A 23775-nucleotide genomic window follows, 5' to 3' on the forward strand; every position below is an offset into this window, starting at 1 on the left:
TCGTCATCTCGATCTCCTAATTGATAAGATGAACCAGAAATCCTCCCTTATTCAAATCCTCAAATCTGTCCCACCGGCGCTGACGTCAGACAGAAGAGATCGGAAAAGCGGAAAGGCGGGCTGCTCGGCCGCCCTGATCAGATCAAAGATCTGGAGTGAGATCATGAACACATTCATCGATATGGAAACGGTCAGTATCGCCAATCGGCTGAAAGAGGCACATTATCCGTTTCCGCGAGCGCAGGAACTGCGGACGCAATTCAAAAGTTGTCTCGAGGACTATTATGCGAAAGCAATGTCCGGCAAACCATTTGAAGCTAGGGGGCTTCTCGTCACGGGAAAATCGCGAATGGGAAAGTCGCATGAAATCGATCACCTGATCAGGGCGTTCAATGACAGCGCCACACCGATGCCAGACGGTCGGCCGGCTCGGTTTATCCAGCTCCGGCTGTGGGCGCGGAACTCGTTGATGGATCTGGGCAGTTCGACATTGGAAGCGCTTGACTATCCTGCCGCTGGAAAGGAGAAGCAAGTTCGTCAGATCTGGAAAAAGGTCCTTGATCAGGCCGAACGAAACGGCGTCATCGGCATACATTACGACGAGGCACAACATGCTTTCACCGATACCGGCGGAGCCAAGAACCGTATCATGCTCGATAACTTCAAGGCACTAATGAAGGAACCTCGCTGGCCAATGATCCTGATCCTGTCGGGGGTGGACGGCCTATCCGAGCATGTTGAAAGGGTTGGGCCAGAAGAGCGCCGGCAACTGAGACATCTGTTGCGGCCAGTTCGTTTTCGCCCAATTGACCCCAAGGCTGACCTCGGCGAGCTGAATGGACTTGCCTACGCATACGCGAAGAAGGCCGAAATCGATTTCGACCCTCTGTCGAGCGCCGATTTCCTTGAACGCCTATCCCTCGCTTGCGGGTATCGCTGGGGACTCGTTATCGAGTTGATCATCGCTGCCTTCATCCGATGCAAACGGGCTGGTGAGGCTCAGATTTCACTGGATCACTTTATTGACGCGTTCGCTGAAATGCATGGGACGCCGAGAGATTTTTCGCCGTTTACTGCTCCGGACTATCAAGAGCTTTTTGAGCCGGACAGACTACTGGAGATCCTCAACCAGGAAGACTGACCCAGACAGTTTACGAATATTGAATGCGAGAAGGTCCGCTCTTGGCGGGCCTTTTTTCATGGGGATAATCTGGTGGGCTTTTCAAGGGTGTGCACGTTTATGCTTCATATCTGCATGCTTATGCCCGGGGCTTCATGGATGCTACATAAGTGATTGAAATCATATATTAATTTCGGCTGAAATTCCGGAGATTGATTCGGTGTGCATTCTTATGCTTCATAGGCACAATTTTAGCGGATGCAGATCTTTTGCGCTAGTCGAATGCGAGAAGGTCCGCTCTTGGCGGGCCTTGTTTCATGGCTATGATCTGACCATGCTTGCAAAAGGTGTGCACTCTCATGCTTCATTGGCATTGGTTGGAAAATGAGCCTGAAAACCCGAAAAGCACGACGGGTAAAACACTACATTGATGACTTTCCGCGCCGAAGAGCCGCAACTTTTTTTCTGCGAGGTTTGGCTTCGGGGCCTTTGGTTTTCTGCTGCGCTTCCATCTCAAGGCGGGCCAGCCGCAAGCGCTCAGTTTTGTTTTTCAGGTCGCCAGTTTCTTTCTCGATGATTGCGCGGGCAGACCGGTCCGTGATGTCGGCCTTTGTCTCTGCCCTGGACGGGGCCGGTTTAAACAGATTGTCTTTTGTAAGTGTTGTTGTCATGTCGCTCTTATCCGTGTTGCCAAATAGAAAAAGGCCGGGAAAACCCGGCCTCCGCTAAATATGCCGGTGATCAGTGCCAGTACATCCGTGGTCAAAGATCAGGCATAGTTTCTTATGCAGCTTGAAGGTTTTCTGCGGAGCTCTTGCCCCTGCGTTCGTCCTTCACCACATCAAAGTTGATCTTCTGGCCTTCAGCCAGCGAGCTCATTCCGGCGCGTTCAACAGCCGAAATATGGACAAACACATCTGGCTGACCGTTGTCCTGTTCGATGAAGCCAAAGCCTTTGGTTGTGTTGAAAAACTTTACAATACCTGTGCTCATTACGATTTCCTTTCAATCGTTCAAAAAAATAGAGCGCTCGCAGCGTAAATACTCACGCAGCGGGCCGGTTAAAATCGATTTTGAAAGAGGAAGATCGCTGAGTTTGCGCCGAGCGCCTTTAAACAAAGTTCAACAAGCAAGACCGATGAAATTTATATAGCCATTTATCGTGTTTAAAACAAGGCGCTTTAAAAAATAAAATCAGAATGCAGCATTTAATATTTTTTTGTTTCAAATAAAAATGTCGATTTGGACTATTTTGTTTTCGATGTTTAATTTGTGTTTTTGGGTTTTTATTGTGTGTTTTCATGGTGCCCACGTGATTGAATGCCATCGCTGAATCAGGGACCGTCTAGTCGCTCGGTGCTGTTTTTTCAGATCACTCATGCAGACAGGCGTTCAGTCGTGGATTGAGTGATCATAACGATCGCAGGCTTCTGTGAGGACGCCCGAAGAGATGTTTGCGCCTAAATCGTGATGTTCTGCAACCTGAACTGCAAACACGTCCATAATGACATGCTCTCATCTGCCGGGTTCGCACTCCGGCGGAAAATCCGGACCGAGGGTGTTTACGAAATTTGGGGGGGCAGATGGTGGAAGCCGGCGTTTGACAAAGGACTTCGAGCGGTCTCCTGCAACAAACCTTGCCTTTTATATAGGCTGCAGTGGTTGCGTAGCTGACAAGCCGTTGAGTCGGTACTCCTTTTCTTGAAAAGTCTATGAGACTTTTTCTGGTGCTAACAGATAAAAAAATGGCGCGATCGCGTTCATTTTGCCATGCTCAAGTAATAACTAAATGCATATGTATCGGAGTGCATATGGTGGCTGAAAAGCAGCACGCCCCCTCGGCAAACCTGAGTGTTTCAAAACAGGACAGAAAACAAGTCTGTCGCAAGGGGCGCTGGATCGCATCCTCTGTGTTGTTCCATACAACGGCTCTTGCCGGAACGCTGGCTGGAGTGCCTGTACCGTTTTATGCGCGGGGATATGTCCGTGCCTATGCTCAGGCTGTATGCAACCCGTCCTCGACTGCCAACTATATTAACGCCGACATTTCCAAGACGACGTTTTCCTGTACAATTTCGTCGTCATCGACTGTGGAAACGCCTCAGTATGCCTATGGCGGTTCATATACGTTTTACCAGAGCCTCCGCGATATAAGCATCGCCGGCTATTATAACGTCAGGTATTACAAACGTCAGGTCAGTCCTCAGCAGGGATTGAATATCTCAATCAACAACAATGCTGACATTCGTGTTGGCGCGTCGACTGAAACGCAGTCGATCATAACGACTTCTACCGCAAGTAAATACCTTTACGGTATGGGAGCGACCCAATCCGGTGGCATCTCAGCTGTGTCGCGTGGCGGCAATAACTGGAATCCTGTCTATTCGAGTAATGCCGATAGTTATAAGGATCTGGGCGGCGATGGCGGAGCTGTGACAATCACCTCCTCCGGCTCTGTCACCAGCACGGTTGGTGGCGGTATTTACGCGCTTTCGCGAGCCGGTGATGCCATTGCCGCGGTTTACGGTGCAGACGGGGGCGCTGTTAATGTGACCGTCAGCGGTGATGTTAACGGAGCGACGTCTGGTGTTGTCGCCATCAGTCAGGCAGGCGTTTCCAGCGATATTGTTTATCCGGGCTCCGGGACGTCATCGCCAACGGCAGCAGGAACCGGCGGAGATGTCACCGTTCAGATTTACGGCAGTGTTTCTGCGACGCAAGCCGGGCCGGCTGTTCTGGCGGCCTCTTATGGCGGGCATACAAAACGTGCAGAGAACGTTTTATCCAGGTTGGCTTATGTCGAATATTGCTGTGCCCCAGTGGACCTTGGTTCGGGCGGCAATGGCGGATCTGCCACTCTACAGCTTGGAAGTTCGGAAAAGGCATTTTCCGGCAAGATATCTTCTGTCGCCTCCGGCTCAATTGGAAAACATACCGTGGCGCGGTCGTCTGGCGCAGCACTATCGGCCATCAGTCTCGGCGGTAACGGTGTCTATTTTTACAGTGATTATAGCGGCGTTTCCTATTTCGGCTCAGGTGGCGATGCCGGTGAAGCCAAAATTGAGATCACTGCAACATCCGAAGCTCAGATTGAAACCAAAGGCGACGCTTCACCTGCCATATTGGTTCAAAGTGCAGGGGGCAGGGCAGCCAAAGGCGGGAACTACAGCTTTGTCGGAGGCGACGGTGGTTCGGTCTATTCGACATTACAAGGCGGTGGAGCGATCCAGACGAGTGGCGATTCATCCATCGGTATCATTGCCCAGTCGCTGGGTGGTTCCGGCCGGTCAACGCTGGATAACAGCTCTTATGGACAGGCTGGCTCTGGTGGGAAGGTGAACGTTACGACAGATTTTGCGATCACTACCAATGGGAATTATGCCCACGGTATTCTCGCTCAGTCAGCGGCATCTGCTTATGGCTATGGTATTTTCAGCTTTAGTGGTGATGGAAAGGTCGTATGGGGCGACACCAGTTCTTCATCGACAGGCAGTTCGGCTGTCGTGGTGACAAACCATGGCTCAATAGAGACCTACGGCGTTGATGCTCATGGCATTGTTGCGCAATCAATCGGTGGAGGGGGAGGGCTGCTGACATCGACTGCAGCGCTTTCGGCCAATCAGAATGGTGCCCTGACGACAAGCAATTACCAGACTATTGGTGGTGGAGCCGGAAGCGCCGACGGTGCGAATGTGGAGGTAACCAATTACGGCAGCATATCGACACACGGCGGAACATCCGAAACGGCTTCGGACACTGAGCAGAAAGTCGTTCTTTCAGGCGGAATTGCCATTCTTGCTCAATCCATCGGTGGTGGTGGTGGAAACAATAATGGTTCCGGCGCTATTGGTTCGATTGGAGGCGACAGCGGCAGTTCTGGGGGCAGTGGATCGAATGGCGGGACGGTGACCGTTTCAAACTCTGGCGCGCTGACAACTGCGGGGCCGGAAGCTCATGGCATCGTCGCGCAATCGATTGGCGGTGGCGGCGGGACAGGCCGCAACGGGAACGGTTTTTTCTTCACGGTTGGCGGTACCGGCGGTGGCGGTGGAGATGGCGGTGAGATTACCATCACCAATGCCGCCAAGATAATCACCTCCGGCGATCATGCGTCCGGTGTGATCGCACAGTCGATCGGCGGTGGCGGCGGTCAGGGCGGTTCAGCCACATCCTGGGGGCTCGGCTTCTCGTCCGCTGTAGGCGGTAGTGGCGGTCAGGGCGGTGACGGCGGTACAGTCACATTTACAGAAAATTCCAGCAATTATATCAGTACAAAAGGGTATAACGCCCCCGGTATTGTGCTCCAGTCGATTGGCGGCGGAGGAGGCACCGGAGGCGCGGCCAAGAGCTACTCGACCGCGCCGCTTTTCTCCATGAGTTTTGCGACCGGCGGCACTGGTGGTGAGGGCGGCAAGGGCGGTGATGTTTATGGGCATTCCGCTGGAACGGTCAAAACGGCAGGAACGGATTCGCCTGCCGTCGTCGTACAGTCGATTGGCGGGGGTGGCGGCCAGGGCGGCTCTGCTTCTGCAAAAGCAATGGCGATCGGTATTCCGATTAGTGAAAGCCTGAAAAGCATTTCGTTTTCTGTTGCCGTGGCCCATGGCGGTAAAGCCGGGGCAGGCGGTGATGGCGGCACGGCTCAGGGTTTCGTTGATCCGGGAGCGCTGATTAAAACGTATGGCGACGGCGCTGTTGGAATGATTGTCCAATCGATCGGCGGCGGCGGCGGTCAAGGCGGTGACTCGACTGCAGCAGCAGGGGCTGCTTCCATTCAAGGGCTTTTAGACACGATCTCGGATGGTACGGCTGAACTCAGCGGCGAGAATATCGGCCTCAACCTTGATTTCTCTCATGGTGGTTCTGGTGGCTCAGGTGGTTCCGGCGGTTTTGCCTATGGGCATATTGAAGGGGCTTTGCAAACAGCTGGCAACTTCGCCGATGGCCTGATTGTCCAGTCGATTGGCGGCGGTGGCGGCCATGGTGGTGCTGGTGAAAGCGATTCAATAACGACGTTTGGCGACAGCACGTTCACACTGGGAGTTTCTCTTGGCGGCAGTGCGGGGAACGGCGGCAGCGGCGGTGTAGCCAAGGGTGGCTTGCGCACCGGAGCCTCGATTGTCACGAGCGGACCAAACTCCAACGCGCTTGTCGTTCATTCAATTGGCGGCGGCGGTGGTATCGGAGGCGGTGGAAGTGGCGACCTCGATGCCGATACGACAATTTCAATCGGCCTCGGAGCGACCGGCGGCGATGGTGGCACCGGCAGGTCTGTCTATGCATGGAATGGCGGCACGATCACAACGTCAGGTGACAGTTCAAGTGGTATCGTTGCGCAATCGATTGGCGGCGGCGGTGGTCTCGGCGGTTCGGGCACGAGTTCTGTTTCCCACTCAGGCGCTCTTGGTGAACGTGAGAAGTCTGTTCTGGAGAAGGAAGCCGAGGAAGGCCCCAAAGTTGAGGCCAAGTTCGACATCACGATCAAGAACAGCATGAACGTCAAAACCGGCGCCGATGGCGGCGTGGGTGGCGATGGAGGTGCTGTTTATGTCGGAATCGGGTCGGCAGGTGGAGACAAGATTTCCGGTACAACCAAGACGGAAGGTTCATTTTCTGAGGGGGTGTTGGCGCAATCGATCGGCGGCGGTGGTGGCCAGGCGGGCGTTTCGTCCAATAAATCAATGTCAGGCGCCTCGTTTCTTCAGCAGTCTATTTCCGTACCTCTGTTTACGGTCAGCAGCGTCGAAAAAAACAGCTCGGGGCTTTATATCGGCGCATCCAATGGCAGTGCAGGAAGCGGAGGCCCGGTTACAGTTTACGCCTCGAATATCTCTACGTCAGGTTTTGGATCCAACGGCGTTTTGGCTCAGTCTGTAGGTGGCGGCGGCGGTAAGGCTTTGTCCACTGGCTACGCCGTTAAAGACGTCTATGTGAAATTTGGTTCAACAGGCGAGAGTAGCGATGATCGCGATGCCGGGTCGGTAAACATTCAAACACTGACCGACACTAAAATCGTAACCACCGGTGATAACGCCAACGCCATTCTCGCACAGTCTATCGGTGGCGGTGGTGGTTTTGCCGGCATCGCGCTCGGAAACTATAATACGGTCAGTGATGAGAGTATTTCCGGGGTCATCAGCTCCACCTTTGGCGGTGGCAGTGATAATGGAAATGCTGATGGTAAAGACGTCAGTATCAACCACTACGGATATATCAGCACGACTGGTAAACGCTCGATCGGCATTGCCGGGCAGTCGATCAGCGGTGGCGGCGGATTTCTGACGGCAGCTGCCAACAATTTCGACAATGCAGGTTTCGTTCAGAAACAGGCCCCGGCTAGCGCGGATAAGGTCGATATCGCGGTCAAGGAAAACGCCTCCATCGTCACCTCCGGCGATGGGGCCTTCGGCATCCTCGCCCAGACGGTTTCCGGCGGCGGCGGCGTTTCTGCGGATCTTGCCCAGAAATTGAATGCTTACTACCGCAATTACGGCCAATTGTTTGAGAACAGCGACCAGTACTACGGTGGCAAGTCCGGGAACGCTGAACAGACGGGCTATGTCACTGTGACTGTCGACGGCAGTGTCAGCACCAGCGGGAAATATGCCCATGGCATTGTCGCACAGGCGGTCGGCGGCTCAGGCGGTATCTTCCTTCAAAACGGCAAGACCTATGCAGGCACGCTGGCCAATTTCAACAACGAACAGGATCCGAAAGTCTCTGGCAATGTCCAGAGCGGCAATCTTGAGGTTACGATCAACGGCAGCGTCGAGGTTTCAGACCCGACCTCCTGGGGCGTCTGGGCGCAGGCAACCGGCGTGTCGATGACGCTGACGGTCGGGAATGACGGCGTTCTTTCCGGCTCGACAGCGGCTGCCAGCAATGGGGATTATAATGGCGGTGCCGTCTATTCCTCCGGCGCCGACCGAACCGTGCTCATGCAATATAATCACGGTACAGTGACCGGCAATGTCGTTCGACACAGGTTTTCAAGCTCCGCATCGGCTGCCGATGGCGTGGTGCGGACGACGGCGAGCGCCGGTTCCAACCTGTTCGTCAATCAGGGGACAGGCACGTTCGTGACCGGACACATCGCCGATGCCGGAGGCATCCTGAATGCCGGGAACATCAATCCGGGCGGAGAATGGAACACGATTCAGACTCGGGTCACCGGCGATCTCCTTGGTATCGGCACATTCGACAGCGGCAGCGCTTACGACGCTTCCGACCTCGGCTTGTCGGGCACGTTCTCACCCTTCAGCTATTTCAAACGCAGTAACCGGATCGACTGGCGCACCGAAAATTCGAGCAAGGGCGGTCTGCTGACCGGTCTCGATGTCGATATGGAAAATGACACTGCCGACAAAGTGCTGGTCGAAGGTGATTTTGCCGGCACCTGGGGCATCGACGTCAATGCCAATGCTCTTTTGCCGCATAGGCGAACAGAGTTTTTAACGACAAAGGGTGAAGACACGGGGACGTTTTCAGCGCTTTCCTCTCTGGTGTTTGACTTCACCGATGTGACAAAGTCGGAAGATGGGTGGCATGGGTTTTCCGTTGATGATGCACACTTCGTTGGCAATGGCGTTTCACTGGGTAGGAATGCGGGCGAAGTGTCGCGGGCCATGCAACAGGCCTGGGACAAGATTTCCGATGGCAGTTCCGCAGAAATCCGATTTGCTGATGATGAGATTTCGCTCGGTCAGGCATTCGGAGCTTTCCATCAGGCTGAGCCCGAGACCTTTTCCGATATGCTGCTTGAGCTCGCCTCGCAGACCGCAGCGGCGCCATTAGTCGTTTCTCCTTCCGCCGCAATCACTGCTGCCAATAGCGTGCTGTCCTGCCCTGCCTTCGAGACAACAGGCGTAATGATGGACGAAGGCTCATGTGTCTGGAGCCGGGTGCTTGGTGGCGAGACGACGCAAACCGGTCACGGCGATTCTTCCGGATTCACCAAATCGGTTGGCGGGCTTCAGTTCGGCGGTCAAAAAGCTTTGGATGAGGGGTGGTTTCTCGGTGGAGGGCTGACCTATGAAAGCAGCTGGTTCCGGAACGACGCAGGTTCCGAGAAGATGGAACAACAGTCTTTTACCGGTGCTGTTGCGCTCAAAAAAGAAATGGGGCCATGGCTTTTCGGTCTGGTTGGCGGCGCGGGTTACAACTGGGGCGAATCCAAACGCTACATCAACCTCGACAGGTTGTCGGCCACCGCGCGGGGCGAGCCGGATTCGGCGATGCTCTTTGCCCGTGCCCGCGCATCCTATCAGTTCGGTTTTGATGATCAGTATTATATGCGCCCGAAGGTGGATCTCGATGTCATCAATATGCATCAATACGGTTACACCGAAGCTGGCGCCGGAGCGTTGAACCTTATCGTCGATGGTCATTCGGACACTGCTTTTGGTATAACGCCAGGTGTCGAATTCGGGGCGCGTATACCGTTTATGGAAGACTGGCCAGCACGGCTTTACGGTGATATCGGCGTATCGTTCCTGACATCCGATGAATGGGAGACTACGGCACGGTTTGCCGGCCTTTCATCCATGGACAGTTTCTCTACCTTCTCGCCGATTGCTGATACTGTCGGTCATGTCTCACTGGGGCTTGATCTGGCGAAGCGTCAGGGTATGGAGCTGAAGTTTGAGTATAATGGTTCTTTCGCGGAAGACTATCAGTCTCATATCGGCTCTTTGAGGTTCGGATACCGTTTCTGATTCTGATGTCCAGCCAGTGGTTATTGTCTTCAGGAATTCAAGCTGCTTGTCTTCGCTGAGGCGACAAAGAGACATCCGGCAGTCGCTTTATAGATCGAACACTTTGAACAAAACGGGATATCCGAATGCCTGATGAGACTGCCGCCGAATTGGCTAAAGACCATGTCAACGGCGCCGAAAGCGATACGGCCTTGCCAGAGCGAGCCGATGCACCTGAGGCGAAGGTTGATCCCTCGGTACTTCAAACGAACGTAACATGCTCGCGCGGATTTCCGCAGTGGCTGGCAATGCATAATTGTTCAGTCGCTTTTACGTCCTATCAGACGGGGCAGCTTTTTCTGGTTGGTACCCTGCCGAACGGTTCACTGTCTCTGCATCAACGCAACTTCGTGCGTGCCATGGGGCTGATTGGTGACTCACAGCGCCTGCTTCTGGCGGGACTGGCACAGATCTGGCGATTTGAGAATGTGCTGGGGCCGAATGAGCGCGCGAATGGCCAGTTTGACAAGCTTTATGTCCCGCGTCGCGGTCAGACGGTTTCTGACCTGGATGTTCATGAACTTGGCATTGATGCTGCCGGTCGGCTTATCTTTGCCAACACACGATATTCGTGTCTTGCAACAGATAGTGTTGTCCATTCATTCAAGCCCGTCTGGCGTCCGCCTTATATATCGAAACTTGCTCCGGAGGACCGCTGTCATCTGAACGGACTGGCGATGGAAAATGGCGTGCCGCGATTTGTGACCTCCGTTTCGACAACCGATATCGTTGATGGCTGGCGAGAGCACCGTCGTGATGGCGGTGTTGTTGTGAATGTTGAAACAGATGAGATCGTCGCTGAAGGCCTTTCGATGCCGCACTCACCGCGCTTGCATGATGGCGCCCTGTGGTTTCTTGATTCCGGAAATGGTTACCTCACACGACTCGACCTTGAGAACCATATGCGCGAACGGGTGGCCTTCTGTCCCGGATTTCTGCGCGGCCTGTCTTTTCACGATGGACATGCCTTCGTCGGACTTTCGCTTGCGCGCCGTGAAGGCGTTTTTTCCGGCCTCAATCTTCAAAATGAGCTTGAACAACGCAACGCCGAGGCGTGGTGTGGGTTGCAGATCGTGAACACGTCCAATGGTGACATCGTTGAATGGCTCAGGCTCGATGGCGGGATCAAGGAGCTTTTCGATGTTCGGGTTCTTCCCGGTGTCCGCTGTCCCATGGCCTTGCCGACATTTGGCCCGGAGCTTGCCAGCTTCATCACGATAGAAGCCCCGGATCAGCCACTGTCAGAGCGTGGATGGATACCCGGGTAAATCGACGGAGCCGGTACTTTATCGACCGGGCTCATGCTTATCTTTGAAACAGGGTAACAAAGCTGCTTCGCATATCTCTTCTTTTCTTGTCTCATGCGTTATGCAATATAACTACATAACGCTAACCAGAGGTCGGGACGATGAGCAGACTTTCACCGGCATTGACATTCGAAACCGCTTCCGGCGATCGGGCCGGGGAGGCGCGCTTTCAGCTTCTGGCTGAAATCGACCGGCTTGGGTCGATCTCTGCGGCGGCCAAGGCAACCGGCTTTTCCTACAAGGGCGCCTGGGACGCGGTGAATGCGATGAACAACCTGTTTCCACGCCCGCTGATCGTCAAACATGCCGGTGGCTCCAGCGGCGGTGGCACAGAGGTGACGGAAGAGGGCAGGCGCGCGCTTGCCGCACACCGCCAGCTGACGGCAGCGCTTGGCGATGTCATGGCGCGGCTGGAGACGGTAATCTCTGAAGCGCCGGGCCTTTCCTTCCCCAGTGAGAACATGTTCTGGAGCCCTTTTATGCGAACAAGTGCGCGTAACAGCTATCACGGCGTGATCGAGGCCGTATCCCACGGCGCTGTCAATGCCGAAATCCTCCTCAGGATCGCTCCTGACGTAACGATTGCCGTGATCGTCACCGAGCCGAGCGTTGCCAATCTCGGGCTTGAGCCCGGCCGTGAGGCCTATGCGCTCATCAAGGCATCGACACCGATCCTGCTGGAAGATGGCAACAATGTTCTCTCGTCTGCCCGCAACCGGATCAGCGGCACGGTCGTGTCTGTGGAACCTGGCGCTGTCAACGCGGAAGTGGTGCTTGATATCGGCGGCGGCAAGACGCTTTGCGCCATCATTACGGCCAAGAGCGCTGAGGCGATGGCGATTCTTCCCGGTAAGCGCATGACCGCGCTGATCAAGGCCTCGCAGATCATTCTGGCGCTCGGCTGAAGACCTGTGCCCATTTCGAAAAAGGGAATCTCCATGAAAACGATACTTTCACGGCTTGCGGTCGCAGCCATCATCCTCATGCCAGGCTTTGCCAGTGCCGCTGAAATCAACGTGGCGGTTGCCGCAAACTTCACCGACGCCGCCAAGGATATTGCAGCGGCTTTTGAAGCTGAAACCGATAACACCGTGGTCTTGTCCTTCGGCTCAACCGGTAAGCTTTTTGCCCAGATTGCTAATGGTGCGCCCTTCGACGTCTTCCTGGCTGCCGATCAGGCGCGGGCAAAGAAGGCAGTGGAAGACGATTATGCCGTTGAAGGCAGCGCATTCACCTATGCCATCGGCAAGCTGGTGCTTTTCAGCGAAAACAAGAGCCTTGTGGATGACAGCGGCGAAGTCCTGACGAAGCCGGATAGCTTTTCACGGCTTGCCATCGCCAATCCGGCGTCAGCACCTTACGGCGCTGCCGCGGTCGAGACGCTGAAGGCGCTCGGCGTTTACGGCGTGACGGAGGAAAAGCTCGTGCAGGGCGACAGTATCTCGCAGACCTTTCAGTTTGTCGCCACCGGCAATGCCGAACTTGGCTTTGTCGCGCTCTCGCAGGTGATTGGCAGCGATCATGGATCGAAATGGCTGGTGCCCGCCGCGCTTTATACCCCGATCCGTCAGGACGCCGTTTTGACGAATGAAGGCGCGGATGACGAAACAGCGAAGGCCTTTATCGATTTTATGAAAGGGGATACCGCCAGAACGATCATCGAGAGCTATGGTTATGCCGTTGAATAAGGCTCTTCCCGGGACATGATAAATCAGAAAGGACCATAAGCTGATGGCCGAAGCCGTTTTTCTCACCCTCAAGCTTGCGGTCCTGACCACCATTTTGCTGATGGTGGTCGGCATTCCGATTGCCTGGTGGCTGGCGCGCTCGAATGTCTGGTGGAAGGAAGCCGTCGGCGCCGTCGTTTCGCTGCCGCTGGTGTTGCCGCCGACGGTTCTGGGCTTTTACCTGCTGTTGTCGCTCGGGCCGCAAAGCCCGCTTGGGCAAGCGATCAAGTCGGTGATTGGCTTCACGCTTCCGTTCACCTTTACCGGTCTTGTCGTTGGCTCGGTCATTTATTCCCTGCCGTTCGCGGTCCAGCCGATACGCAATGCATTCGAGGCGTTCGGCGAGGAACCGCTGGAGGCGGCAGCCACGCTCAGATCCTCGCCGCTCGACCGGTTTTTTTCCGTTGCGCTGCCGCTGGCCCGGCCGGGCATCCTCACCGGCGCCATTCTCGGCTTTGCGCATACAGTTGGCGAATTCGGCGTTGTGCTGATGATCGGAGGCAATATTCCCGGTGAAACCAAGGTGCTTTCGGTGGCAATCTACGACTATGTCGAGACCCTGCAATGGGGCAAGGCGCATGTGCTGGCCGGCGGCATGGTCGTGTTTTCTTTCATCGTCATACTTTCGATGATGCTGATTGAGCGGCGCATGCGGGAGCGGCTGACATGAGCGCGCGCGACGATACGCTTTCCGCCCGTTTCAAGGGCGCGCTCGGGTCGTTCCGGCTCGATGTCGATCTTACCTTTCCGGCCAATGGCATTACCGCGCTTTTCGGGCCTTCAGGCTGTGGCAAGACCTCGCTATTGCGGTGTTTTGCCGGTCTCAACCGCCTGGATGACGGGGATTTTTCCATCGAGGGAGAAGTCTGGCAGGATGGGAAAACTTTCCTTCCGTCGCATAAAAGGGCCATCGGCTATGTCTTCCAGCAGGCCAATCTGTTCCCGCACCTTTCCGTGTCCGACAATCTGGCCTTCGGCTTGAAGCGGCTTGCGCGCGGGGAGCGCGAAGCGGCGGCCAGGCGCTTCGATGAGCTGGTCTCTTTGCTGGGCATTGGCCATCTTTTAGACCGGGCACCACGCAAGCTTTCCGGCGGTGAGCGCCAGCGTGTTGCCATCGGCCGGGCACTGTTAACCGCGCCGAAACTGTTGCTGATGGATGAGCCTCTGTCGGCACTCGATTTCGAGGCCAAGCGTGAAATCCTGCCTTATCTCGAGAGCTTGCGAAAAAATCTTTCAGTGCCGGTGCTTTATGTCACCCATGCGCCCAACGAAGTGGCCCGGCTTGCAGATCATATCGCGGTCATTGAAAATGGCTGCGTCCTTGCTTCCGGCCCCTTGACGGAAACGCTGGCGCGCCTCGATCTGCCGATCCGATGGGAGGAGGGGGCCGGTGTGGCGATTGACGCCGAGGTGGCGGAAATTGATGCGCAGTGGCATCTGGCCCGCGTCGCCTTTCCCGGCGGCTCGCTCTGGGTGCGGGATCCGAAGAAGCCGGTCGGCACAAATGTGCGGGTGATGGTGCTGGCGCGCGATGTCTCGCTGGCGCTTGAGGCAAGCGAGAATGTTTCGATCGTCAACCATCTGCCGGCGACGGTGCTGGAAATAGCCGACGGTGATCACCCTGCCGTCGTCGCGGTAAAGGTGGATGTCGGCGGAACGCCGCTGATTGCGCGGCTGACGGCGCGCTCTGCCGCCCTTCTTGGGCTTGAACCGGGAAAACCGGTTTTTGCGCAGATCAAATCCGTCGCGATTGTCGAATAAGTATCAGATATTGCGCACGCGGATATCGATGATCCTGTAGGCAATCTGGCGCGGCGTCATGTCGATCCCCTTAAACCGGAATATGCTGAGCCTCGTGCAATATTTGTCTTCATACCGGCATTTGGCCTGGTCTGATCCGGATTAACCGGAACGGAGGCAGTATGTTTCCGTCGCGGTGAGTTGACTCCAGCTTACGATCATGTTGCACAAGAAGTGGAGAGCGGGGGCTGTCCACCCGATTTTTACGTTCCGACCAAGCCGAGGGGTCCTTGAATCGTGCAGGTCAACAAGGTCGTTATCATCTCATTGCTTCTCTGTCTGCCGATAGGTGCCTGGGGCGTGATTGCTCCTGAGCAGATGGCTGCAAGCGTTCTGGGGTTCACAGGATACTTTATGGTCGGCGCCAGTTGGTGGTGGCTGCTTCTGTGCTCCTGTTTTGTCATTCTTGCCGCATTTCTTGCGCTCGGCCCTTATGGGTCGGTTCGTCTCGGAAAGGATGATGAAAAGCCCGAGTTCTCGTTTACCTCATGGATTGCGATGCTTTTTGCCGGTGGTATGGGCGCTGGGCTTTTGTTCTGGGGTGTTGCCGAACCGGTGACGCATTTCGAAAACCCGCCCGGCGGCATCTCACAATCGGCAGAAGCAGCAAGGCAAGCACTGGTGATCACGAACCTGCACTGGGGGCTGCATGCGTGGTCGATCTATGGTGTTTGTGCGCTTGTGATCGCGTACTTCACTTTCCGGCTTGAAAAGCCGCCTCTGATTTCGACGCCGCTGCGTGGTCTGTTCAGTGGAAGGTCCTCTGAAGTAGCCGCGACAACGGCTGATGTTCTGGGTGTGGTTGCAGTCGTCTTCGGGCTTGCAGGCTCACTGGCTATGGGCGCATTGCAGGTGCGTTCCGGCCTGACCTCTTTATTTGACGTTCCAGCTGTCAACAGCGTTTCTCTCATGGTGCTGGCGGCACTCTTTATCATGTACATGATCTCGACGCTCACCGGTGTTGAGAAGGGCATGAAGCTGCTTTCCGACATCAACATGGCGCTTGGTCTGGCGATGATGGCCTACATTCTCGTCATGGGGCCAACGAGCTTCATCATGGAAACCTTCGTGACGACACTTGGCTCCTATGTGTCCCAGTTTGTGAACATGTCGTTCCGTCTGTTTCCATTCGAAGGACTGACGCAGTGGTCTGCAAACTGGACACTGACCTATCTGATCTGGTGGCTCGCATGGGGACCTTTTGTCGGCGTCTTTATCGCTCGTATCTCGCGTGGTCGCACAATCCGGGAATTCTGCATGGGCGTGATTCTCATCCCCACGGTTTTCTCTGTATTCTGGTTTGCCGTTTTCGGCGGAGCCGGCATTTATATCGAAATGTATGGTCCTGGCGGTCTGGCATCTGTCATTACGCAGGATGTTGCCGCGGCACTGTTTACATTCCTTGATTACTTCCCGTTCTCATCATTTCTGAGCATAGCGGCATTGCTGCTCATTGTGATCTTCCTTGTAACCTCAGCCGACAGTGGAACCTTCGTTCTCTCGATGATGACGACGAATGGAAACCTTAACCCGCCGTCATCGTCGAAAATCCTCTGGGGATCGCTCGTGGCTGTCATTACGGCTGCCACTTTGCTAGCAGGTTCGGTCGATGTCGCTCGCGCGATGTCAACATTGGGGGCGATACCCTTCTCGGCGATCCTGATATTGCAGATTGTAAGTTTCATGCGACGGCTGCGGAAAGACCCGTCGCGTGACAAATCCGCGCCCGAAGAAAAGACTGCAGGTGAGGTGCCGTCATGAGAACCGTTCTGTCTTTGCTGATTGTTCTGGTCCTTGCCAGCTGCTCGTCACAAACCGTGCGGGTTGGTTCCAAGGATCTGGTCGAAAACCGGATCGTTGCCGAAATGTTTGCGCTTCTGCTCGAAGAGCAGGGCGTTAACGTCAAAAGATTGCCCGCGCTCGGGTCAACAGAAATTGCATTTCAGGCACTGAAGGACGACGATATCGACCTTTATCCCGAATATACGGGAACCGCTCTTTCGATGATGGGCGAGCCGCGCAGTGGCGATGCAGATCAGGACTACGAGGTTGTTTCCGAAGCGCTGGCCACTAATGGCCTGGTCATGCTGGACCGGCTGGGCTTCGAAGCCGGCTATGCTGTTCTGACACGTCCGGCCGTTGCGGCTGAAAACGATCTGTCGACGATCCTTGATCTCACCGGGCCGGATACGCGCCTGCGTCTTGGTATCACGCAGTCTTTCGCAGAACGTCCGCGTGATGGCCTTGAGCCTTTTCTGGATCGTTTTGGTCTGAGCTTCGGCGACATCACCGTATTCTCCGAAGCGAATCGTGAGGGGCTATATGACGCTCTTATCGAGAAGCGGGTTGATGTTATTGTCGGCTTCACGACCGATCCCGAGATTGAGGATTATGAACTGGTCGAACTGGACGATACGACGGGCTTTTTCCCGATCTATGAAGCCGCACCGCTGACGTCCGATCTGGCGCTTGAACGTTCACCGGTGATCGAAACCGTCATGGCTGAGCTTGCAGGCCGGATCGACAATACGTTGATCGAGGAACTGAATGCGGCAGTGCGGCTGGATGGTCGTCCCGTCAACCGCGTGGCGCGAAGGGCGCTCTTCGATCTCGGGTTGATTGAAAAACCACCACGTGAGCGCACACCTGTTCTGGGCATTGCCATGCAGCCCGAAACGGTTGGAACCGATGCGGGTATCAGCACCCTCAGGGCCGTGCGTAAAGCGATGCGTGGGCGTGATGTGAACATCATTCCAGTCAGTGTGCCGCTGGAGGCAATGGCGGGCGGTGATGCTCGTCTTGCTCTTGCCCCCGCCGTTTCCGGGTTCAGCCGGGTTGATGGCAATATGGTGCGTGATGATCGTGTCGAAGCTGTCGCAGCTGTCGGCTCGACCTTCCTGCATGCGATTTCGCTTACGGAGAATCCTGTGGAGCCTGTAAACGCCAGCGTTATTGCCTCAGGTCCGGAAGGTTCCGCAACGTTCAAGATGGCAACGGTATTAGCGGCTACGGCCGGTGGAGATGTTACGATCGTGCCCCTGGCTGATGACGAGGCCAGCACTGCCGCCGAAGCCCTGCGCAAGGGAGATGCTCAGGTTGCACTTCTCTTTGCCGAACCGGGCCGACAGGATTTGGCAGACCTCTTTGCTGGCAGTACCGACATCACGCTCGTGGATGCGGATGCCTGGTGGAGGAGCCGCGCGCGTCTGGCGCTTCCGGTGATGCGGGAAGCGCAGATCAATGCGGGCACCTATGCCGGTCTTAACCTGCCTGTTTCGACGCTCTCGACACAGCTCATTCTCTTCGGCCCTGCTGCTCCGGAAGGCTTTGCCCTCGGGCAGCAGGGTCCAAGTTCTTTCTTCGATGAGGTGCGGCCGCTTCAGGGGCGCAATGTTGAGGCCATCAACAACAATCTCGGCCTGCATGCAGCGGTCGATCCGCATTTAAGACGCGCCGCAGCTCTGACGCCGGATGTGAATATTCGCGACGACAGGATTAATCCTTATCCTGGTCGTGCTGTTTTAATGATTGTCATTCTTGCGTTTGCAGTATGGGCTTTCTGGCTGTTCCTTCGACCTGAAAAGAAGGGCGATTCTCGATAGTGCCTGTTGCAATGTCTGACTGCATAGCTGTTCGGCATGAAATTTGATCAGACGGCAACCCCGGTTTTCGGGGTTGCCGATTAGTAGTCCGTCAATAAGGACTTGGTGCGCAATGACCCGGGAGTTTGCTGATGCATCGGTTTTTCACTTTATTGCTTGCAACCACGCTTGTTTCACCGGCTTTATCTGCGGATATGCGTGAAATTTCCGGCGCTGCGGCCTATCGTGAGCGTATTGCTCTGCCACCGGAGGCCGAACTGATGGTGGAGGTTACTGGTTTTCAGAAAACCGAACTGGCCACATTACAGCAGTCAACCGACGGAAAGCAGGTCCCGCTACCGTTCAAGGTTTCCATTCCTTCAGATTTAAAAGCTGAGCTGCACGCAGCGATATTGGTGGATGGCTCGATCCGCTGGGTGAGTGAGCCGGTAGCGATTGATGCTGGCACAGAAGCGGTCAATCTGGGGCCTGTCCAGCTTTCAGGCTATGTTCCATCCGGCTTTCAGACGACATATATCTGCGGCGATCAACGCTTCAGCGTCGGCTTTGATGAAGAGGGGGCGGTCGTCGAAGGCGCTGACTGGATCTTCAATCTGCCACAGGCGATTTCCGCTGATGGGGCCAAGTTTGCCAGCGCCGATGGTAAAAATGTTTTCTGGAGCAAGGGTTCTCAAGCAATGCTGACCATTGATGGAAGAACCTTGCCCGAGTGTGAGGCTTTGCCACATGAGGCGCGAAAAAGCTGGCAGGCGCAGGGCAATGAACCCGGTTGGCAGGCGCGTATCAGCGAAGACAGGCTTATGCTCAACCTGAACTATGGCAGCGACAGACTGGATCTGACTTCACCTGAGGTACGCGTCGCAAATGGTTCCTATCATTACGATATTCCTGATCTAGGTTTGTCTCTCTCAGTCCAGGACAAGCTATGCGAAGATGATATGACCGGTCGGCCGTTTCCGCAGACCGTAAGCCTCAAGCTGGCCGATGGCAGTGCGTATCGCGGCTGCGGCGGTGAGACAATGTCGTTGCTGACTGGAAACGCCTGGATGGTCGAGACCATTTCAGGTGATACTGTCGGCTCTGACGACGTTCCAACCCTTGAGATATCCAGTGAAGGACGCATCTCCGGCTTTGCCGGATGCAATCGTTATATGGGCGCTTTTGCGATTGATGGCGAAGGCAACCTTGAGGTTGGTCCGCTTGCGGCGACAAATATGGCCTGTATGGGCGATATGATGCAGCTGGAAGATAAGTTTTTGCCTGTGCTTGATTCAGTCGATAGTCTTCGGTTTAGCGAGGACGGCGCACTCATCCTGCTTTCCGGTGGTGAGCCTGTCATTAAAGCTACACGCTAGCGCAATATCGAAGCCGAGACGTCCGATGTGATGTTCGGGGGGGCTTGGACGCATCCTGTGACCACGCTTTAAGTTCAGCATTAGGCACCAGTTTTTTGAAAACGAGTAAGATGCTTTAATTATTCGAGGAATAAGCTTGTGACAGATATTGCCAGTTCAGCCTTTATGAATTCACTTCTTAAGCCTGTTCAGGCGATTACCGAGCAAGATCCCCTCATCATGGGGCCTGAAACGTCGTGTGCTGAAGCTTTGACGTTATTCTCAAAGCACAAGGGTGGATTTCAAACCAAATGTTGTGTGCTGGCAGAGGACGGGCGGCTTCTGGGGCTTGTCAGCCTTAAGGATTGCCTGAACAGGTCAAATGCCAGCGACCCTGTTTCAGCAGTGCTGCAGAAGCGCTTTCCGACTGTGGACAGTTTTGCAACGGCCGAAGCAACTGCGCTTGAAATGGCAGAAGAGCAACTTGATATCATGCCGGTCATTGGAACCGATGGCCGGCTTGCCGGAGTGGTTCAGGCCAATAAAGCCCACCGGTTTCTGATCGAGGAGTTGCAGGAAGACGCTGACCGTTTTGTCGGCGTAACGAGAACCAATCAGGATGACTATTTTGAACATACCGTCTGGTCGGATTTCCGGCGACGGTTTCCCTGGGTGCTGGTTCTGGCAATAGCAGGGCTGGCGGCGGGGTATGTCGTGCATATTTATGAAGATGCGCTGGATGCTCTGGTCATTCTCGCACTTTATATGCCGATGGTCGCTGATACCGGCGGTAATGTCGGAACGCAGTCTGCCAGTCTTGTTACACGCGTTCTGACGACCGGCGATGTGCGCATGCATGAGGGGGTGAGAATTCTCTGGCGTGAGGCAAGAGTTGCGCTGCTGATGGCTGCAATGCTCTTTACATTTGCCTTTCTGAAGGTCCTTCTGATTTCCAATGTCGCCGATGTTCCAGACGGAATGACGTTGACAGGCATTGGTCTTGCAATTGCTGTGGCACTGGCTGCTCAGGTCGTATCTGCAACCCTTATCGGGGCAGTTCTGCCGCTGGCGGCGATTGCGGTCAGGCAGGACCCGGCAGTTGTTTCTGGCCCAGCCTTGACCACGATCGTTGATATGACGGGGCTTCTGCTCTATTTCGCGATTACCACGTCTATGCTTGGTATTGTGGCGCTCTGATTTTTCCCGGAATTTGAAAATGTGCAGGCCTCGGCTGGGAGTGCTTGCCGGGGGCGCGAAATATTCGGAAAGTGCCTGTTGTTCAGGTCATCACGACAATCACGATACCGAGCAGTGTGAGGATCGTGCTGGATGTTGCGTAAGCCACGGAATAGCCGATTGCCGGAACCTGGCTTTCGGCCTTATCTGTGATCATGTTTAAAGCGGCAGCAGCTGTTCTTGATCCCGCACAGCAGCCAAACAGGATCGCGTCGTCGAAGCGAAAGAGATACTTCCCGATGTATATTGAGAGCAGCATCGGCAAAGCAGCAGCAAGGATGCTCCAGAGAACGAAAACAACCCCGAGCTCTTTCAGTCCTGCCAGAACACTGGGACCCGCGCTCAGTCCCACGACCGCAATGAACATGTTCAGCCCGATGGAATTCATGAACCAGGTTGTGGCGCGCGGGACCCGCCCGAATGCCGGACGCACTGAACGCAGCCAACCGAAAAGCAGACCAACCAACAGAACACCGCCCGCCGTGGAGAGTGTGAGAGGTACGGATCCAACCTTGAAAGAGAAGGCTCCAATCAGGGCACCGATTGCGATTGCTGCACCAATAAATGCGATATCCGCACGGTCGGTCTCCCGATCCAGATATCCGAAGCGATTGGCCACTGCCGCTACATCAGCCGAACGCCCGACAACCGTTACAACATCGCCGCGATAGAGCTTTGTATCGGGCAGGATGGGGATGGAAACCGACATGGCCCCACGCCGGATCGCAGTCAAAAACAGCCCGCGGGTTTCCGGAAGTTCAGCTATCTCGGCAAGCGTTTTCATATGGACGTTTTTCGCGGTAATCAGGATGTCTGATCCTTCGACCTGAACCCCAAGCAGCTCCGCGTCATCGACCTCTGTCAGGCTTTTGCCGACCACCTCAAGCAAGATGCTTCGCGAGCCGGACAGTGCAATAACATCACCCGGTTCAAGAACAGTGGACGTGGTTGCTTCGATGATCGCTCCATTCCGGCGGATGCGTGCAAGAAACAGGCGGTGATGATCGAAGAAGTGTTCAGCCTGGACAACCGTGAGGCCACTTAAAGAGGACTCTTCGTCGATCCGGTAGGCACGGGCGACGTATTGGTGCCAGGCCGTGCCGCGTCCGCTTTTATCCGCTTCGCCGCCAACGCGGCGAATGTATTCGCGGCACGCGGATGCAAGATCGATTTTCAACAGCTTCGGGCCAAGAATGCCCAGCACAATGACGGCCCCAAACGTGCCGATAACATAGCTGATCGAAAAGGCAGCAGGCAGAATCTGGTTGGCCCTTGCTTTGTCAGCGACTGAAAGTGCAGATTGTGCAATGGCCGATTGGGAGAGACCAATGGCCGATGAGGTGGTGGTCGAACCGGCATAAAGACCGGCAGCGATGCCAACGTCATAGCCGGCGATTTTCACGGCCAGGTAGACCGCCCCGAGACTTAAAGCGCACACGAGCGCTGCAAAAGCGGCCTGTTGCAGGCCGCCGGAGAATATTCCCCGGACGAATTGCGGACCAGCACTATAGCCAACAGCAAACAGATACATCACGAAGAATATCGTTTTTATATCGGAGGAAACGGTTATGCCGATCTGACCGATAACGAGTGCGGCTAGCAGTGTGGCCGTTACATCGCCGAGTGAAATTCCCTTAATCTGAACCTTGCCGAGCGAATAGCCAATCAGAAGGGACATAAATAGTGGGATTTCAACGTTGTCTTTTAAAGTATTCAGAAGCCAGTCCAGCATTATCGTGCGGGTCCGTTTGTGGATTTCAGGGGGGCGTTTGCGGCCATTGACGCTTTAGGGAACAATGGTCAGCAAAACGAAAACAGCGAAAATGACAAGATGGACAGCGCCTTGCAAAACCGTTGTCCGGCCGGTGCCAAGCGTCAGTGTGCTGACGAACAGCGTCAGAAGCAGCATGACCGTTTGTTCCGGCTCTAGCCCGAGTGTCAGCTGCTGACCGAGCAGGATCGAGACGAACGCGACAACAGGAATCGACATACCGATACTGGCAAGCGCCGATCCCAGAACGAGGTTGATGCTCTGCTGAATACGGTTTTTCATCGCCGCCTGAACCGATGAAATTCCTTCTGGTAACAAAACAAGTGCTGCGATCACCACACCAACAAGCGTTTGCGGCAATCCCAGAGCCGTAATGGCGTGATCCAGCGGATGCGACAAGGTTTCTGCAAGAAGGATCACGGTGAAAAGCGAAATGGGTAGCAATACCGCGCTGGCAAGGGTTACTTTTCCTGCAGGCTTTTCACGGTCGTTGTCGAAAAAGTCTTCGCCATCACTGTTATCCGCTTCATCGATAAAATGGTTGCGGTGGCGAACCGTCTGAACAAACAGGAATACACCGTAGAGTGTCAGGCAGCAGACACTTATTACCAGCAATTGCGCCCAGGAATATTGCCGGGCAGCGCCTGAAATTGCGTAGTTTGGCAGCACGAATGCGAGCGCTGAGAGTGTTCCCAGAACGGCAAGTGCCGCAGAAGCTGCATCGAGCTTGAATGTCTGTTCGTGATAGATACGACTGCCAAAGATCAGGCACAGACCAATAATTCCGTTCAGAACGATCATCACGGCGGAGAAGACCGTATCGCGCGCGACTTCTTCGCCGCCTTCCATCCCGGAAAACATGATTGAGATTATCAGGGCGACTTCCAGCAATGTCACACAACCTGCCAGTATGATCGAGCCGAGCGGCTCTCCGACACGTGCACCAAGGATTTCTGCGTGCAAAACCGACGCAAAGACCGAGCCACCTAAAAGTAAAACCGCAGGTACAAGAAAGAGGATCGATGTGTCGTGCAGAAAACCGATCAGTTCGAGCGAAATGAACCCTGCGGCCAGCAATGGCAGGAGCCAGCTCCAGACAGGGATTTTTGTGTGAACGTGCATACT

Annotated in this window: 15 protein-coding genes; 11 read left to right on the forward strand and 4 right to left on the reverse strand. The window is 55.0% G+C overall.

The window, feature by feature from the left end; all coding sequences use genetic code 11:
* Positions 1 to 181: 181 nt before the first annotated feature.
* Positions 182 to 1141, forward strand: coding sequence for a TniB family NTP-binding protein (locus tag EDC90_RS17135; protein WP_245511103.1), 960 nt, complete (start codon positions 182 to 184; stop codon positions 1139 to 1141).
* Positions 1142 to 1542: 401 nt separating this feature from the next.
* On the opposite strand, the gene EDC90_RS17140 is transcribed toward EDC90_RS17135, so the two are convergent.
* Positions 1543 to 1791 carry a hypothetical protein gene (locus EDC90_RS17140; RefSeq protein ID WP_132313777.1) on the reverse strand — a complete coding sequence of 83 codons (249 nt, stop codon included), beginning with the start codon at positions 1789 to 1791 and terminating at the stop codon, positions 1543 to 1545.
* A 112-nt stretch (positions 1792 to 1903) separates the two neighbouring features.
* Complete coding sequence (locus tag EDC90_RS17145; RefSeq protein ID WP_132313778.1) at positions 1904 to 2113, reverse strand: cold-shock protein; 210 nt, start codon at positions 2111 to 2113, stop codon at positions 1904 to 1906.
* Between the two features lie 818 nt (positions 2114 to 2931).
* Here EDC90_RS17145 and EDC90_RS17150 point away from each other — a divergent pair.
* The 10 genes from EDC90_RS17150 to EDC90_RS17195 all read left to right on the forward strand — a co-directional run bounded on the left by EDC90_RS17150 (position 2932) and on the right by EDC90_RS17195 (position 20840).
* On the forward strand, positions 2932 to 9834 hold the full coding sequence (locus EDC90_RS17150) for an autotransporter outer membrane beta-barrel domain-containing protein (protein WP_245511104.1): 6903 nt from the start codon (positions 2932 to 2934) through the stop codon (positions 9832 to 9834).
* 125 nt (positions 9835 to 9959) lie between these two features.
* Positions 9960 to 11141, forward strand: coding sequence for a TIGR03032 family protein (locus EDC90_RS17155; protein ID WP_245511105.1), 1182 nt, complete (start codon positions 9960 to 9962; stop codon positions 11139 to 11141).
* 140 nt (positions 11142 to 11281) lie between these two features.
* A complete protein-coding gene (locus tag EDC90_RS17160) occupies positions 11282 to 12085 on the forward strand; it encodes a TOBE domain-containing protein (RefSeq protein WP_132313779.1) in 804 nt (267 codons plus the stop codon).
* 33 nt (positions 12086 to 12118) lie between these two features.
* Positions 12119 to 12868 carry a molybdate ABC transporter substrate-binding protein gene (gene modA / locus EDC90_RS17165; protein ID WP_132313780.1) on the forward strand — a complete coding sequence of 250 codons (750 nt, stop codon included), beginning with the start codon at positions 12119 to 12121 and terminating at the stop codon, positions 12866 to 12868.
* A 43-nt stretch (positions 12869 to 12911) separates the two neighbouring features.
* On the forward strand, positions 12912 to 13577 hold the full coding sequence (gene modB, locus EDC90_RS17170; RefSeq protein WP_132313781.1) for a molybdate ABC transporter permease subunit: 666 nt from the start codon (positions 12912 to 12914) through the stop codon (positions 13575 to 13577).
* Entirely contained in the window at positions 13574 to 14668 is a 1095-nt protein-coding gene (gene modC, locus EDC90_RS17175; RefSeq protein ID WP_132313782.1) for a molybdenum ABC transporter ATP-binding protein, read from the forward strand. Before modB ends, modC begins: the two co-directional genes overlap by 4 nt.
* A gap of 276 nt (positions 14669 to 14944) precedes the next feature.
* Entirely contained in the window at positions 14945 to 16468 is a 1524-nt protein-coding gene (locus tag EDC90_RS17180) for a BCCT family transporter (protein WP_132313783.1), read from the forward strand.
* Positions 16465 to 18309, forward strand: a complete 1845-nt coding sequence (locus EDC90_RS17185) for a glycine betaine ABC transporter substrate-binding protein (RefSeq protein WP_132313784.1) — start codon at positions 16465 to 16467, stop codon at positions 18307 to 18309. The genes EDC90_RS17180 and EDC90_RS17185 overlap by 4 nt, the downstream gene beginning before the upstream one ends.
* Before the next feature lie 131 nt (positions 18310 to 18440).
* Positions 18441 to 19664, forward strand: a complete 1224-nt coding sequence (locus EDC90_RS17190; RefSeq protein ID WP_132313785.1) for an META domain-containing protein — start codon at positions 18441 to 18443, stop codon at positions 19662 to 19664.
* Between the two features lie 138 nt (positions 19665 to 19802).
* Entirely contained in the window at positions 19803 to 20840 is a 1038-nt protein-coding gene (locus EDC90_RS17195; protein WP_245511106.1) for a magnesium transporter, read from the forward strand.
* 82 nt (positions 20841 to 20922) lie between these two features.
* Here EDC90_RS17195 and aspT read toward each other — a convergent pair whose 3' ends face one another.
* Positions 20923 to 22611, reverse strand: coding sequence for an aspartate-alanine antiporter (aspT, locus tag EDC90_RS17200; RefSeq protein ID WP_132313786.1), 1689 nt, complete (start codon positions 22609 to 22611; stop codon positions 20923 to 20925).
* A gap of 54 nt (positions 22612 to 22665) precedes the next feature.
* Positions 22666 to 23772: a calcium:proton antiporter gene (locus EDC90_RS17205; RefSeq protein WP_132313787.1), complete on the reverse strand. Its 1107-nt coding sequence runs from the start codon at positions 23770 to 23772 to the stop codon at positions 22666 to 22668.
* Positions 23773 to 23775 lie beyond the last annotated feature (3 nt).

The organism is Martelella mediterranea (genome assembly GCF_004342225.1).
Lineage (GTDB): Bacteria > Pseudomonadota > Alphaproteobacteria > Rhizobiales > Rhizobiaceae > Martelella > Martelella mediterranea_B.

Coding starts and splice junctions, on each gene's coding strand:
- modA (WP_132313780.1), top strand. CDS start 12,119: ATGAAAACGATACTTTCACGGCTTGCGGTCGCAGCCATCATCCTCATG.
- EDC90_RS17185 (WP_132313784.1), top strand. CDS start 16,465: ATGAGAACCGTTCTGTCTTTGCTGATTGTTCTGGTCCTTGCCAGCTGC.
- EDC90_RS17135 (WP_245511103.1), top strand. CDS start 182: ATGGAAACGGTCAGTATCGCCAATCGGCTGAAAGAGGCACATTATCCG.
- EDC90_RS17155 (WP_245511105.1), top strand. CDS start 9,960: ATGCCTGATGAGACTGCCGCCGAATTGGCTAAAGACCATGTCAACGGC.
- EDC90_RS17140 (WP_132313777.1), bottom strand. CDS start 1,791: ATGACAACAACACTTACAAAAGACAATCTGTTTAAACCGGCCCCGTCC.
- EDC90_RS17190 (WP_132313785.1), top strand. CDS start 18,441: ATGCATCGGTTTTTCACTTTATTGCTTGCAACCACGCTTGTTTCACCG.
- modB (WP_132313781.1), top strand. CDS start 12,912: ATGGCCGAAGCCGTTTTTCTCACCCTCAAGCTTGCGGTCCTGACCACC.
- EDC90_RS17205 (WP_132313787.1), bottom strand. CDS start 23,772: ATGCACGTTCACACAAAAATCCCTGTCTGGAGCTGGCTCCTGCCATTG.
- EDC90_RS17150 (WP_245511104.1), top strand. CDS start 2,932: ATGGTGGCTGAAAAGCAGCACGCCCCCTCGGCAAACCTGAGTGTTTCA.
- EDC90_RS17145 (WP_132313778.1), bottom strand. CDS start 2,113: ATGAGCACAGGTATTGTAAAGTTTTTCAACACAACCAAAGGCTTTGGC.
- EDC90_RS17160 (WP_132313779.1), top strand. CDS start 11,282: ATGAGCAGACTTTCACCGGCATTGACATTCGAAACCGCTTCCGGCGAT.
- modC (WP_132313782.1), top strand. CDS start 13,574: ATGAGCGCGCGCGACGATACGCTTTCCGCCCGTTTCAAGGGCGCGCTC.
- aspT (WP_132313786.1), bottom strand. CDS start 22,611: ATGCTGGACTGGCTTCTGAATACTTTAAAAGACAACGTTGAAATCCCA.